The sequence below is a fragment of the Eggerthella hominis genome (assembly GCF_014287365.1).
Taxonomy (GTDB): Bacteria; Actinomycetota; Coriobacteriia; order Coriobacteriales; family Eggerthellaceae; genus Eggerthella; species Eggerthella guodeyinii.
Map to the genome: position 1 here is coordinate 193,037 of NZ_JACOOA010000005.1, position 12,626 is coordinate 205,662.

Genomic DNA, 12,626 nt, shown 5'->3' on the forward strand with positions numbered 1-12,626 from the left:
AAAGAGCCTTTAATGAAGAACTCCGCCAACAGACCGGAACACAACTTAGTTCGTCTGCCCCTACTCGAACAACTAGTTAGCTCAGGATGGAATCGAGACCAGATTATATGCCCGTCTTGCGACACGGAGGATAAAGAGTGGCGCGTCCCCCAAAATCCTTCGGAAGCAAGCAAACGAGAGGCTGGCAAATCTTTCAAAGGGTTTCCGTGCGACCTTGCGATATTCGACTCGCCAGAAAATGTCGGTCTGTGGGACCATGTCGATATTCTGATTGAAACCAAACAGCCGGACATTAGCGCAGGCATTTCTCAACTTGAAATTTATCTTGGGTTAGAGCCTCATGCTCGATTGGGTTTTTGGACCAACGGAACGGAATCTGCAAAAGTATATAAGCTCCCTGATGGAAGCTGGGATGTCGAAAAGAGCACTAATCCCCCCAGGCCAGCAGATAATATTATCAAAGCGACCAAAGATCCTTTGCGTTATTCGGATCTTCTCCGACCAAGCGCCGCAAAGCTTCGAGCTACCTTCGATGCTATTCTCGATGGAATTGCTGCAATGGACTCCCTTTCAACAAGACCGGAGCAAAGGCTCAATGAAATAGCTAATGTGCTTATGATAAAGCTTGACTCAGACACACAAGCGATGATGCATCCAACGGAGCCTGTGCCTTTTCAACTGCATGATGACCCCTGCGAAACCGCACGGCTAATTAACTCCTATTACAAAAGATACAGAAACGCTCATCCAACTCTTTTTACATCAGACGATAGCGACTGCGTGAGATTCGATGTCGATTCCATTCAGAGAATCGTACTTGAGCTTCAATTTTTGAATATGAAAGAGGCTGAACCGACAGCTTTGTCGATAGCTTTTCAGGTTTTCAGAACCGCTAATCTCAAAATTGGCGATGGGCAATATTTCACCCCTTGGAGGGTCATAGAAGCTGGGGTGTCGCTTTTAGGGATAACTTCCCACGATAAAATGATAGACCCCGCCTGTGGCACAGGAGGGTTTTTGGATTCGGCCTATTCGACAGTACTCGCCTCATGCCAAACTGATGCGCAAAAAGCAGAAGCGAGAACATGGGCGCATTACAATCTTTTTGGAGTAGATCGCGATGCAATAAACGTTAAATTGACTCGGTCGTTTATGGTTGGTATCGGTGATGGATCGACGAATGTCATAGTAGGGGACTCGATACGCAAAAATCGCTGGAAAGACAGCTATCCAAGACTTCTCGATATGATGGACGAAGGAGGATATACGGTCGTAGCGACAAACCCACCTTTCGGAGTTGGACTCAAGCTTTCCGCTTCAGACGCAAGAAAAAACGGGTACTCCATCTGCAGGCACACATCTGGCGGCGCGCCTGCCTCCGACTACAACGATACAGAGTTAGGCATCGTCTTTGTAGAACAATGTTGGAACCTTCTCGAAGAAGGAGGCCGACTTGGCATAGTGTTGCCTGAAACTTACTTCTTTTCTAAATCGTACGAATGGTTTAGAAAATGGGTAAACGAGCGTTTCATATTAAGGGGAGTCCTTAATATCCCTATGGAAGCTTTTCAGGGATTTTGCAGAGCAAAAACAAACTTTTACGTATTCGAAAAAGGAAGCTCCGATAAGCATTTGACTTCGATGCAAAAACCTAATTGGTTTAAAGAAGGTTTTGTCTGGGTTTCGAGCGCCCCCACAATAGGCATCAATAAAGACGGGGGTGATCTTTTTAAGATTAGCGATCGAGGCGAGAGAATCGACCAGATTGACGATGTCGTCTTGGAAGATGTTCAATCCATCAAAAATGGAGACCTTACTCTCTCTTCTCGTTATTTGAAGGCGGAACAGACACCGTACATCGGTGTCCCTCAATACTCAGATCGATCAAAAATTGATGATTTTCACAATTATCTTTCCAGCAAAATCCCTGATTTTACGTTTAAAACAATTGGCGAGTTAATTGAACAAGAATTAATAGTTGCCCGAGGAGGACACGGGAGTCCATCTGCAGACTTAAGAAACGGAAGCATTCCCTATATAAAAGTATCCGACCTTCGCGCAGGTCTGGTTAACATCAACCCAACCAACCTAGTGCCCAAAAACGTCGCAGAGAAATATTGGAAAGGCCCTTCGAGCGGATTGCAAGCATATAGCATTCTTACGCCTCTAAGGTGCTCAAAGAATATTGGCGAACCTTCTATGATACTGCCCGGACAAGAAGAAGTTGTTCTTACAAAAGAAATCCTGGTGCTTTCCGTAACCGATCAGGCGCCTTTTGACGCAAGTTATCTCACTTGGGCGATGGACTTGGACGTCGTGCTTGCCCAATGGCAGCGAATAGTGTTTATGCAGACAAATAGAGAAGACGCCGGGTCAAGATACCTCGAAATCGTCTTACCTTTTCCTTCGTCAAAAGAAAGAGCCGCTGAAGTTTCGAAACACTTTAATACCTATTATACAAGGCTCGCTCAATTGAGAGCGGATTTTGAGAAAGCGAGAAATAGCTGGCTGCATAACGCCCTCTAGGAAATAGATGAGAACGAGAGGAGCCGCATTGCGTCAAAATGCAAAAGATCAATACAAGGTGCATAAGTAACCATCGCTCTTTTAGTGCACGAACCATGCACAGTGGTACGACTCAGTATATCGAACAAGTACCCCTCCAAGTGGAAGCGCGGCAAATGCATGCTCGATTATGTTGTCAGTACTGGCATCGACGTCGGCACAATCCTCATCAGCGTCTTTTTGACCATACAAAGCGTTTCGCATATCTAACGCAATTGGATTAGCGCCATCGAACATCGGCTTACTATCCACTCTGATGAGACAATCTTTCACGTTCCACAGCACAATGATCGCGAACCGATTCCGTCTCATCGCATGAAAGGACGCCATGAACGAGAACACCGCTGACGCTGCAAGCGAACCCGCGCGCGACACGAGCAAGCCATCCAAGACCGCGGCCGAGTATGCTGAGACCTTCGACAAGGCCGTCGATGTTGCTGAGAGGGTGCTGCGCTTCGCGCCTTTGCCTGCCGGCGCCAAGCGCGTGGCGACCCGCGCTATGCCCACGGTGAGGACGGTGGCGAAAGTCGCGCCGAAGGTGGCGCCAGTGGCCGAGCCCTACGTGCGCAAAGCGGCCGCGAAGGCCAAGGAGGTGGCGCCCGACATCGCCCGCACGGCGAAGGCCGGGGCCAAGACCGTCGCCGCAGGAGCCCAGACCGGCGCGAAAGCCGCTGCGGCAGGCGCGAAGACGGCGGCCGAGCACGTGCGCGAGACGGCTCCCAAGCTGGGGCACGCGGTGTCCGACGGCGCGAAGACCGCCGCAACCCGCGTGCACGACGACGCTCCCAAGCTCGGCCATGCTGCCGCCGACAAGGCGTCGCGCATCGCGGGCAAGCTCAAGCGCAAAAACGACGGCAGCGGCAACCCGCCCCCTCCTTCATGATAGAATCCTCGGACAAGCATCGAACGACGAGACATCCTTGAACGGAGCATCATGATCAAAGAACTGGTAAAGGACGAGGCCATCCTCTCGCAGGCGTGCACCCCTGCCACGGCCGAGGACGCGCAGGTGGCGGACGACCTCGTGGAAACGTTGACGTCAATGGACGGCGCCGCTTGCTTGGCAGCGAACCAGATCGGCGCCACGACCTGCATCATCGCGTACTTGGACGACGACGATCAGCCGCACGTCATGTACAACCCGCGCCTGTTGCAGGCGCTCGGCGCGTTCAAGACGGTCGAGGGGTGCCTGTCGCTGGAGGCCGACTCCAAGGTGACGCGCTTCGACCGCGTCAAGGTCGGGTACGACGAGCTGGTCGACGGCGAGCTGAAGCCGCGTAAGAAGGACTTCACCGGCTGGACGGCGCAGATCATCCAGCACGGCATCGACCACTGCAAGGGCAAGCTGGTCTAGCCGCATGGACAAGAAACCGAACGCCGCCGAGCGCCCCTTGCCGCCCAAGCTCAACCGCGCCCTGCGCGGCGGCTTGGGCCCGAACAAGGCATCGGGCCACAAGGGCGGCATCAGCCGGCAGGGCTCCAAGCGGGGGTAGCGCGCGCCCGCGCAGCGCCCTCCTCGAGCGCGGCGATCAGCAAGGGCTTGTCGTACGGCAGCATCCCCACCAGTGGAAGCGGGTTCGTCTGCGAGCTCGCTTCCAGGTGCACGCGCAGCTGCAGCTCCTCGACCAGCACGCGCAGCTCGTCGATCCGCTCCGCCGCGCTCGCCGGCGCGAACTCTCCCGCTGCGGTGCGGCGAGCCAGCTCGCTTCCCGGCATCAGCTCGAGCGAGCTGATCTCCAGTATCCGCGGATTCAGCCGGTTGAGCACCTCGGCGGTCGTGCGCGCGTTGTGCCTCCCGCGCCCGCGACCGGCAAGCCCCGTCAGGTAGATCAGGTTGTACTCGATGCCCGCCGCGTCCAATCGCCGGCATTGCGCGAGCACGTCCGCGCGGCCGTACCCCTTCCCCGCCCGCTCGAGAACCTCGTCGTTCGCGCTCTCCATGCCGATCGTCAGGCCGTTCACGTGCAACGCGCGCAGCCTCCGCAGCTCCTCGTCCGACGTGCGAGCGATGTCGCGAACCGAAGCGAACATGGCGATGCTCTGGCACTTGATGAGGCGATCCCATACGGCCATCGCCCGCTCCTCAAGCTGCCGGAAGCTCATCTGGAAGGGACTCCCTCCCGTGAGCCACAAGCGGCGCGCATGGGGAACGAAGCGCTTGACCTCGTCGAGATCGCACTCGAAACGATCGAGCCGACCGACCGAGAACCGCTCCTCGCAAAACAGCGTGCAGAACGTGCAGCGGCCCCACGCGCATCCCGCGGTGGCCTCGACGATGGGCGTGTACCGCTCGTACGGCGGGCGCCACGTGCGTCCGGAGAACTCCATCACGCCCCCTCACAACGACCGGATGCTGCGGCGGTACCGTGACAGCGCGTCCTCGTCGAGCTGCGCGATGGCGCGGTCGAGACGCGCCACCATCGGCTCGCAGTCGCGCGGGAGCAGCCCTTCGACATGCACCGCGTCCGAGACGTGGGCCGTGGACAGCGCCGTCTCGCACCTCAGCTCGCCGACGAGCGTGCGGATCTCCCGCAGCAGCTCCCCCTCGCTCGCCATCTGGAACCGCCCCGCACGCACATCCTCGGCAAGGCGCGACGCGGGGAACAGCGTCATGGACAGGACGCCGATCCGAACCGGGCGCAGCCGGCTGAACACCTCCGCCGATGCCCGCGCCGCCTCCTCTCCCCGCCCTGCGCCCGCGATGCCGGCCAGATAGAAGAAGCTGTAGCGGATGCCCGCCGCGTCGAGCCGGCGACACTGCTCAAGCTCGTCGGCGGCGGTGTGCCCCTTGTCCATGAACGCGAGCGCCGGATCGAAACCGGTCTCCACGCCGATGGTCAGGTCATCCACACCGAGACGCGCCCACTGCTCGAGATCCTCGTCGGACTTGTGGCGCAGATCGCCGATGCGCACGAACCCGCCGATCGTCCTCACACCGGGGATGCGTGCGCGGATGCGCTCCAAGATGGGCGCAAGCCGTGCGTTCGCCACGCCGAACGGGTTCGCCCCCGTGATGAACACGCGACGAGCCCCGGGCGAGAACCGCGCCAGCTCGTCGATGTCGGCCTCCACCTCGTCGTCGGGCGACAGCGCGAACGGCACGTCGTACAGGTCGCAGAAGCGGCAGCGATGGTGCGTGCACCCCGCCGTCACCTGCAACAGCGCCGACCCCGCCTCGTACGGCGGGCGCCAGATCGAACGCGCAAAATGCATGATGGTCCTTCCTTTCCTCGTTGCTCGGCTGTACTATGCTCCTTGAGCTACGAAGAATGAAGTACTGTCATTTTATGGAGTAGGGACGAACACGGAGGATGCGCATGGCGCGACGGTCGGGCGATGAAGTGGAGCGCTGCCCCGCGGTATCAACGCTGCAACGGATGATCGGCGGCAAGTGGAAGATCGAGATCTTGTTCTACCTTGGCATGAAGGACGTCTCGCGCTTCGGCCAGCTGCGCCGCTGCATCGGGAGCATCTCGGAGTCGACGTTGTCGAAGCAGCTGCGCGAGCTGGCCGACGACGGTTTCATCGAGCGCATCGACTACGGGGAAGTTCCGCCGCGCGTCGAGTACCGGCTGACCGAACGCGGGCGCGCGTTCGTCCCCATCCTGGAAGAGATGAAGGCCTGGGCCGAGCGCGAACTGGAATGGTAGCGAAGCTCGAGGGAAAGGAGCCCCCTATGACGAACCGCACCGTGAAGCTTCCCGACGGGACGCTTGTACCTGCCATCGGGCAGGGCACGTGGTATATGGGCGACGACCTCGCCCGGCGCGCGAGCGAGATCGAGGCGCTGCGCACGGGGGTCGCGTGCGGCATGACGCTCATCGACACGGCCGAGATGTACGGCGAGGGGGCCGCCGAGCGGCTCGTGGGCGAGGCCATCGCCCCGCTCGACCGCGACGGGCTGTTCCTCGTGTCGAAGGTCTACCCGCACAACGCCGGGCGCGCGCACATCTTCGACAGCTGCCGCGCCTCGCTCGACCGGCTCGGGACGGGCGCGCTCGACCTCTACCTGCTCCATTGGCGCGGCGACGTGCCCCTCGCCGAGACGGTGGCCTGCATGGAAGAGCTGCGGGCCGAGGGGCTCATCCGCCGCTGGGGCGTGTCGAACTTCGACGTGGCCGACATGGAGGAGCTCATGAGCGTGCCGGGCGGCAACGCGTGCGCCGTCAACCAGGTGCTCTACCACCTGGGATCGCGCGGCATCGAGTTCGACCTCGCGCCCTGGCAGGCCGCGCGCGGCATCCCCCTCATGGCGTACTGCCCGCTCGCGCAGGCCGGTCGCCTCGCCCGCGCCCGCGGGCTGCTGCAGGATCCGTCCGTCGCCGAGGTGGCCGCACGCCACGATGCCACGCCCGCGCAGGTGCTGCTCGCGTTCGCCATCCGATCGGGCGACGTCGTCGCCATCCCCAAGGCCGCCGCGTCCGAACACGCCCGCGACAACGCCGCCGCGCTCGACCTGCGCCTCACTCGCGACGACCTCGCGCTGCTCGACCGCCGCTTCCCCGCGCCTGCGCGCAAGATGCCGCTCGACATGGAATAAGGAGGCCGCATGAGGACGTTCATCGCACTCGACCTGCCGCCGGATTTCGCCGACGACGCGGCCGCGCTCGCCCGCCGGCTGAGCGCGTCGATGGAGGGGCGCTTCCTGCCGCGCGACACCTACCACCTCACGCTCGCCTTCCTCGGCGACGTCGACGAGGCGCAGCTCGCCGCCGCGACCGACGCGCTGGAAGCCGCCTGCACCGGCGCGTCCCCCGTTCCGCTGCGCAGCGACGGCCTGGGGAAATTCGGTCGCGCAAGCGACGCGACCCTATGGCTGGGCATCGCCCCCGCGCCCGAGCTCGAGCAGCTGGCAGCGCGCCTTCGCGACGAGCTGCGCGACCGCGACGTGCCGTTCGACGCCAAGCCGTTCAAAGCGCACCTCACGCTCGCGCGCCGCGCCCGCATCCCGCACGTCGGCCTGCCCCATCTGGCGTTTCCCCAAGACGACGAAGCCGTCGACGTCACGCTGTACAAGAGCACGCTCGACCGCGCGGGCGCCATCTACCAGCCGCTGCGCACGGTGCGCCTCGGCACCGGTCGCGCCGGGGGCGAGGACGCCTAGCCTTCCTCCACCGCCCGGTCGTGGTTCACCACGCGGTAGAACAGGTCGCGGACCTCGTCGGGGTCGCCCGTCTGGCCGAGCACCCACATGGTCTTCGCCACGAGCGCCTCGGTGGTCATGTCGCCGCCCTTGAGGATGCCGCGGTGCCCCGCGTACGCGCGGCCGACCTCGTACACGCCCAGGTCGCAGCCCTCCTCGGGCACCTGCGTGGTCACGACGAGCGTGCGCCCGGAGTCCACCCAGCCGAAGATGGCGCGGCGGTAGTCGCCGTAGTCGGGGATGCCGCCGATACCGAACGTCTCGAGGATGACGGCGTCGTAGTCGCGCTTGAGCAGGTCGAAGATACTCGGGTCCATCTCGGGCGTCAGCTTGAGCACGAACACGCGCTCGTTCATCCGGTCGTACACGCGCGGCGCGCCGCCCCCGCCCGCGCACGTGACCGGCGCCCCGGCCCGCACCACGCGCCCGCCGCGCACGAGCGCGATCTCGGGGAAGTTCACGCTGGTGAACGCGTTGAAGCTCATCGTGCGCTGCTTGCGCGCCCGCGTGCCCGCGATCACCGCGCCGCCGAACACGACGGACACGTCGCACGAGCGGTCGTCGCAAGCGAACAGCAGGCTCTGGTACACGTTGAGCTTCGCGTCGGTGAAGGGGCTGGCCATGGGCTGCTGCGAGCCGGTCAGCACGATGGGCTTCGGGCTGCCCTGCACCAGGTAGGACAGCGCGGCGGCCGTGTAGGCCATCGTGTCGGTGCCGTGCAGCACCACGAACCCGTCGTAGGCGTCGTAGGCGCCCACGATCTCGTCGCGGATGCGCATCCAGTCGATGGGGCGCATGTTCGTGCTGTCGATGTTCATGGGCTGCACCACGTCGAAGTCGCACAACCCCTCGATCTCGGGGACGTAGCGCGCCAGCTCCTCGCCGCCGAGCGCCGGAGCCAGCCCGCGCCCGTCCTCCACCGACGCGATGGTCCCGCCCGTCGCCACCAGCAATATCTTCTTCATGTCGTCGCTTTCCTCCGCTCATCCGTTCCGGACACAGTGTAGCATTCGGAGCGCGCGCCCCGGCCCCCATCGCGCCCGCCTTGCGGTATCATGGGAAACCGCACGTAACGACCGAAGGTAAGAAGGGGCGAACATGGAGGAGAAAACCACCGAAACCGCCAAGAAGGGCAACGTCAAAGCGCTGCTGCCGATCGGGGTGTTCCTGGTATGCTACCTGGGGCTCGGCGTTCTGTTCGAGTACGGGATGGGCATTCCCATGGGGTTCTACAGCATCCCCGTCGTGGTGATCTTCCTCCTCGCGCTGCTCGTGGCGTGCTTCCAGAACCGCAAGCTCCCCTTCGACGACAAGCTCGTCATCATGGGCCGCGGCATGGGCGACAAGACCATCGTCACCATGGTACTCATCTTCATGGTGGCCGGCATCTTCGTGGGCACCGTGGGCCGCGACAGCGCTGAAAGCGTGGCCTACCTGCTGCTTTCCGTCGTCCCCGTGCAGTTCGCCGTGGCGGTGCTGTTCGTGGTCAGCTGCTTCGTGTCGCTGTCGATGGGCACCTCGGTGGGAACCATCACGCTCATCACGCCCATCGCCGTGGCGGTGTCGGCCGCGTCGGGCTTCGACCTGCCGCTGTGCGTGGCAAGCGTCATGGGCGGCGCCATGTTCGGCGACAACCTCTCGTTCATCTCCGACACCACCATCGCGGCCTGCCAGGGCCAAGGATGCCAGATGAAGGACAAGTTCCGCGAGAACTTCAAGATCGCCTTGCCGGCGGCATTGGTATCGCTCGCAGTCATCCTCGTGCTGTCGTTCGGCGCCGATCTCGGCGGCAGCGTCGTGCACGAGTACGACCTGGTCCAGCTCATCCCCTACCTCATCGTGCTCATCGGCGGCATCATCGGCGTGAACGTGTTCATCGTGCTGCTGCTGGGCATCCTGTCGGGCTCCATCATCATGGTGGCCACGGGCGCCACCGCCGCCACCGACCTGCTGGCCAACATGGGCTCGGGCGCCGCGGGCATGTTCGAGACGACGATGGTAGCGCTGCTCGTGTCGGCCATCTGCGCGCTCATCCGCGAGTACGGCGGCTTCGTCGCGCTGCTGAACGGCATCAAGAGCCTGTTCAAAAGCAAGAAGGGCGGCCAGCTGGGCATGGGCCTGCTCGTGGGCGCCATGGACATCGCCACCGCGAACAACACCGTGGCCATCGTCATCTCGAACCCCATCGCGGCCGACATGGCGAAGACGTACGGCATCTCGAAGCGCAAGACGGCGTCGCTGCTCGACACGTTCTCGTGCGTGTTCCAGGGCATCCTGCCCTACGGCGCGCAGATGCTCGTGGCCATCTCGGCCGCCGCCGAGCTGGGTTTCGCGGTGTCGGCGTTCCAGATCATCCCGTTTTTGTTCTACCCGTTCCTGCTGCTGATCAGCTCCCTCGTGTTCATATTCCTGGTGCCCGACAAGGCCGACAAGCAGAAGTGACGCCCGCGATCGTGCAGAAACCGCGAATCGTGCGCGCGTTTGGTTCCTTCGGACCGCTCGGAGCCGTATACTAAAACCTTTGTTGACACGGACGAGCAGCAGGCACGACGAAAGGCAAGCAATGGGCGGATTCTTTGGGGCGGCAGCACATCACGACGTGGTGCTGGACGTGTTCTTCGGCGTGGACTACCACTCCCACCTGGGAACGAAATGCGCGGGCATGATCTTCCACGACGCCGAGGAAGGCTGCTTCCAGCGCGAGATCCACTCGATCGAGAACACCCCGTTCCGCACGCGCTTCGAAGACGACCTGCAGGGCTTCCACGGCTGCAGCGGCATCGGCTGCATCAGCGACACCGATCCGCAACCGCTGCTCGTGCGCTCCCACCTGGGCACGTTCGGCATCACCACCGTGGGCGCCATCAACAACGCCGAAGAGTTGGTGGAAGCCAATTTCGCCAGCGGCGGACGGCAGTTCATGGCCATGAGCTCGGGCAAAGTGAACACCACGGAGCTGGTCGCCGCGCTCATCAACCAGAAGGACGACTTCGTTTCCGGCATCAAGCACGCGCAGGAATCCATCGACGGGTCGCTCACGCTGCTCATCATCACCCAGGACGGCCAGATCATCGCCGCGCGCGACCGGATGGGCCGCCTGCCCGTGCTCATCGGCAAGAGCGACGACGGCTTCTGCATCTCGTTCGAGTCGTTCGCGTACCACAAGCTGGGCTTCCGCGACGAGTACGAGCTGGGACCCGGCGAGATCGTGCTGGTGAACCCCGACGAGTACCGCACCATCTCCCCCGCCGGCGACAAGATGAAGATCTGCGCGTTTCTGTGGGTGTACTACGGCTACCCGAACTCGAACTACGAGGGCGTGAACGTCGAGGTCATGCGCTACCGCAACGGCGCCATCATGGCGCGCGACGAAGCGGGCGACGGCGGCATCCCCGAGCTGGACTACGTGGCCGGCGTGCCCGACTCGGGCGTGCCCCACGCCATCGGCTACTCGACCGAGTGCAAGACCCCCTTCGCGCGCCCGTTCATCAAGTACACGCCCACGTGGGCGCGCTCGTTCATGCCGAGCAACCAAGAGGTGCGCAACCGCGTGGCGAAGATGAAGCAAATCCACATCCCCGAGCTGATCAGCGACAAGAAGCTGCTGTTCGTGGACGACTCCATCGTGCGCGGCACGCAGCTGCACGAGACGGTGGACTTCCTGTACAAGTGCGGCGCCGAAGAAGTACACATGCGCTCGGCCTGCCCGCCCATCATGTTCAGCTGCAAGTACCTGAGCTTCTCCAGCAGCCGCTCCGATATGGAGCTGCTCTCGCGCCGCATGGTGCACCAGCTGGAAGGCGACGAGGGCGCGCAGCACCTCGACGAGTACGCCGACGGCTCCACCGAGCGCGGGAAGTGCATGCTGCGCTCCATCTGCGAGCAGATGGGCTTCGACTCGCTGGGCTACCAGTCGCTCGACGGCATGCTGGAAGCCATCGGCATCGATCCCGAGAAGGTGTGCACGTACTGCTGGACCGGTAAGGAGTAGCGCTCGCTCCACCTCGTGCGATCAGCCCGGCGGATAGTCCGTCGGGCTTTTTTACGCTCGCTTCGCTGTACCCTTAGTGGGACATGCGGACCCTCGGTCCTCCGGTATCCTGCACGGTACGAGAACAAAGCAAACGAAGGAGAACCCTATGAGCAGCGCAGCCCACGCCGAGCAGATCCGCGGAGCCCACGAGCGCACGGCCGAACCCGTGCAGGTCCGGGTCATCCCCGGCGGCCTGCTGAGCGAGAAGCCAGGCCCCCGTCATGCGAAGGCCCGCCGGCTCGACGGCATGCGCGGCGTCGGCTTCGAGCTCACCTCCGGGGAGCGCGTCGTCGCGGCGGCGTTCGGCACCCTGTTCGCCCTCGCCGCGCTGGCTGCGGCGATCCTGTGACGGCGGGCGCATGGTAGAATCGCAGGAAACATCCGCGATTCCGGAGAGGCGCACCGCGATGATTCGTCCTATCATGAGAAACGAGCTGGTCCTGCAACGCCCATCGGAGCCGGCTGCCGAGGCCGACCTGCCCATCGCGCAGGACCTGCTCGACACGCTGGAGGCTCACCGCCATTCCTGCGTGGGCATGGCCGCGAACATGATCGGCCAGCTCAAGCGCATCATCGCCTTCGACAACGACGGCTCCTACCTCGTCATGCTGAACCCCGAGATCGTGTCGCAGGCGGGCGCCTACCCCGCCGAGGAGGGCTGCCTGTCGCTTGCGGGCACACGAACCGCGACGCGCTACCGCACCGTCAAGGTGCGCTACCAGGACCTCGGCATGAAGCCGCGCACCGGAACGTTCACGGGATTCACCGCCCAGATCATCCAGCACGAGATCGACCACTGCAACGGCATTTTGATCTGACGAGAAAGGGCCGGCCGCATCGGATGCGATGCGGCCGGCCCTCGTAAGCGGGGTAGTACTCGCGAGA

The 12,626-nt window shown here is 62.4% G+C and carries 14 protein-coding genes; 11 read left to right on the forward strand and 3 right to left on the reverse strand.

Annotated features, from left to right (window positions below):
* Window positions 1-12 precede the first annotated feature (12 nt).
* The 4 genes from H8S61_RS12060 to H8S61_RS17490 all read left to right on the forward strand — a co-directional run bounded on the left by H8S61_RS12060 (window position 13) and on the right by H8S61_RS17490 (window position 4,058).
* Window positions 13-2,526 carry an HsdM family class I SAM-dependent methyltransferase gene (locus H8S61_RS12060; protein ID WP_186939145.1) on the forward strand — a complete coding sequence of 838 codons (2,514 nt, stop codon included), beginning with the start codon at window positions 13-15 and terminating at the stop codon, window positions 2,524-2,526.
* Window positions 2,527-2,893: 367 nt separating this feature from the next.
* Entirely contained in the window at window positions 2,894-3,448 is a 555-nt protein-coding gene (locus H8S61_RS12065; RefSeq protein WP_186939146.1) for a hypothetical protein, read from the forward strand.
* Between the two features lie 51 nt (window positions 3,449-3,499).
* The gene (locus H8S61_RS12070) at window positions 3,500-3,919 is read left to right on the forward strand and encodes a peptide deformylase (protein WP_092199809.1); all 420 of its coding nucleotides are present in this window, start codon (window positions 3,500-3,502) and stop codon (window positions 3,917-3,919) included.
* A gap of 4 nt (window positions 3,920-3,923) precedes the next feature.
* A complete protein-coding gene (locus H8S61_RS17490) occupies window positions 3,924-4,058 on the forward strand; it encodes a hypothetical protein (protein ID WP_255466596.1) in 135 nt (44 codons plus the stop codon).
* Here the strand turns inward: H8S61_RS17490 and H8S61_RS12075 are convergent.
* Both H8S61_RS12075 and H8S61_RS12080 read right to left on the reverse strand, forming a co-directional pair.
* Window positions 4,030-4,893, reverse strand: coding sequence for a radical SAM protein (locus H8S61_RS12075; RefSeq protein ID WP_186939147.1), 864 nt, complete (start codon window positions 4,891-4,893; stop codon window positions 4,030-4,032). The two genes, H8S61_RS17490 and H8S61_RS12075, sit on opposite strands and share 29 nt — an antisense overlap.
* A 9-nt stretch (window positions 4,894-4,902) precedes the next feature.
* Window positions 4,903-5,778, reverse strand: a complete 876-nt coding sequence (locus tag H8S61_RS12080) for a radical SAM protein (protein WP_186939148.1) — start codon at window positions 5,776-5,778, stop codon at window positions 4,903-4,905.
* A 104-nt stretch (window positions 5,779-5,882) separates the two neighbouring features.
* Between H8S61_RS12080 and H8S61_RS12085 the strand changes: the two genes are divergently transcribed.
* The 3 genes from H8S61_RS12085 to thpR are packed head-to-tail and all read left to right on the forward strand — an operon-like array spanning window position 5,883 to window position 7,669.
* Entirely contained in the window at window positions 5,883-6,215 is a 333-nt protein-coding gene (locus H8S61_RS12085) for a winged helix-turn-helix transcriptional regulator (protein WP_186939149.1), read from the forward strand.
* A 26-nt stretch (window positions 6,216-6,241) separates the two neighbouring features.
* Entirely contained in the window at window positions 6,242-7,105 is an 864-nt protein-coding gene (locus H8S61_RS12090) for an aldo/keto reductase (RefSeq protein WP_186939150.1), read from the forward strand.
* Window positions 7,106-7,114: 9 nt separating this feature from the next.
* Complete coding sequence (gene thpR / locus H8S61_RS12095; RefSeq protein ID WP_186939151.1) at window positions 7,115-7,669, forward strand: RNA 2',3'-cyclic phosphodiesterase; 555 nt, start codon at window positions 7,115-7,117, stop codon at window positions 7,667-7,669.
* Here the strand turns inward: thpR and H8S61_RS12100 are convergent.
* Window positions 7,666-8,673: an asparaginase gene (locus H8S61_RS12100; protein WP_186939152.1), complete on the reverse strand. Its 1,008-nt coding sequence runs from the start codon at window positions 8,671-8,673 to the stop codon at window positions 7,666-7,668. The genes thpR and H8S61_RS12100 overlap by 4 nt on opposite strands.
* A 133-nt stretch (window positions 8,674-8,806) precedes the next feature.
* Here H8S61_RS12100 and H8S61_RS12105 point away from each other — a divergent pair, with 133 nt between their 5' ends.
* From H8S61_RS12105 to H8S61_RS12120, 4 genes are all read left to right on the forward strand, one after another.
* Window positions 8,807-10,150: a Na+/H+ antiporter NhaC family protein gene (locus H8S61_RS12105; RefSeq protein WP_186939153.1), complete on the forward strand. Its 1,344-nt coding sequence runs from the start codon at window positions 8,807-8,809 to the stop codon at window positions 10,148-10,150.
* 121 nt (window positions 10,151-10,271) lie between these two features.
* Complete coding sequence (locus H8S61_RS12110) at window positions 10,272-11,699, forward strand: amidophosphoribosyltransferase (protein WP_160942697.1); 1,428 nt, start codon at window positions 10,272-10,274, stop codon at window positions 11,697-11,699.
* Between the two features lie 148 nt (window positions 11,700-11,847).
* Window positions 11,848-12,090 (forward strand): translation initiation factor 2, encoded by a 243-nt coding sequence (locus H8S61_RS12115; RefSeq protein ID WP_186939154.1) that lies wholly within the window; start codon window positions 11,848-11,850, stop codon window positions 12,088-12,090.
* 58 nt (window positions 12,091-12,148) lie between these two features.
* Complete coding sequence (locus H8S61_RS12120; RefSeq protein WP_186939155.1) at window positions 12,149-12,559, forward strand: peptide deformylase; 411 nt, start codon at window positions 12,149-12,151, stop codon at window positions 12,557-12,559.
* Window positions 12,560-12,626: the final 67 nt, after the last annotated feature.

What these genes read in the sequence shown, in the direction of transcription:
- thpR (WP_186939151.1), top strand. Translation starts at nt 7,115, where the DNA reads ATGAGGACGTTCATCGCACTCGACCTGCCGCCGGATTTCGCCGACGAC.
- H8S61_RS12110 (WP_160942697.1), top strand. Translation starts at nt 10,272, where the DNA reads ATGGGCGGATTCTTTGGGGCGGCAGCACATCACGACGTGGTGCTGGAC.
- H8S61_RS12085 (WP_186939149.1), top strand. Translation starts at nt 5,883, where the DNA reads ATGGCGCGACGGTCGGGCGATGAAGTGGAGCGCTGCCCCGCGGTATCA.
- H8S61_RS12090 (WP_186939150.1), top strand. Translation starts at nt 6,242, where the DNA reads ATGACGAACCGCACCGTGAAGCTTCCCGACGGGACGCTTGTACCTGCC.
- H8S61_RS12080 (WP_186939148.1), bottom strand. Translation starts at nt 5,778, where the DNA reads ATGCATTTTGCGCGTTCGATCTGGCGCCCGCCGTACGAGGCGGGGTCG.
- H8S61_RS12105 (WP_186939153.1), top strand. Translation starts at nt 8,807, where the DNA reads ATGGAGGAGAAAACCACCGAAACCGCCAAGAAGGGCAACGTCAAAGCG.
- H8S61_RS12070 (WP_092199809.1), top strand. Translation starts at nt 3,500, where the DNA reads ATGATCAAAGAACTGGTAAAGGACGAGGCCATCCTCTCGCAGGCGTGC.
- H8S61_RS12065 (WP_186939146.1), top strand. Translation starts at nt 2,894, where the DNA reads ATGAACGAGAACACCGCTGACGCTGCAAGCGAACCCGCGCGCGACACG.
- H8S61_RS12100 (WP_186939152.1), bottom strand. Translation starts at nt 8,673, where the DNA reads ATGAAGAAGATATTGCTGGTGGCGACGGGCGGGACCATCGCGTCGGTG.
- H8S61_RS17490 (WP_255466596.1), top strand. Translation starts at nt 3,924, where the DNA reads ATGGACAAGAAACCGAACGCCGCCGAGCGCCCCTTGCCGCCCAAGCTC.
- H8S61_RS12120 (WP_186939155.1), top strand. Translation starts at nt 12,149, where the DNA reads ATGATTCGTCCTATCATGAGAAACGAGCTGGTCCTGCAACGCCCATCG.
- H8S61_RS12060 (WP_186939145.1), top strand. Translation starts at nt 13, where the DNA reads ATGAAGAACTCCGCCAACAGACCGGAACACAACTTAGTTCGTCTGCCC.
- H8S61_RS12075 (WP_186939147.1), bottom strand. Translation starts at nt 4,893, where the DNA reads ATGGAGTTCTCCGGACGCACGTGGCGCCCGCCGTACGAGCGGTACACG.
- H8S61_RS12115 (WP_186939154.1), top strand. Translation starts at nt 11,848, where the DNA reads ATGAGCAGCGCAGCCCACGCCGAGCAGATCCGCGGAGCCCACGAGCGC.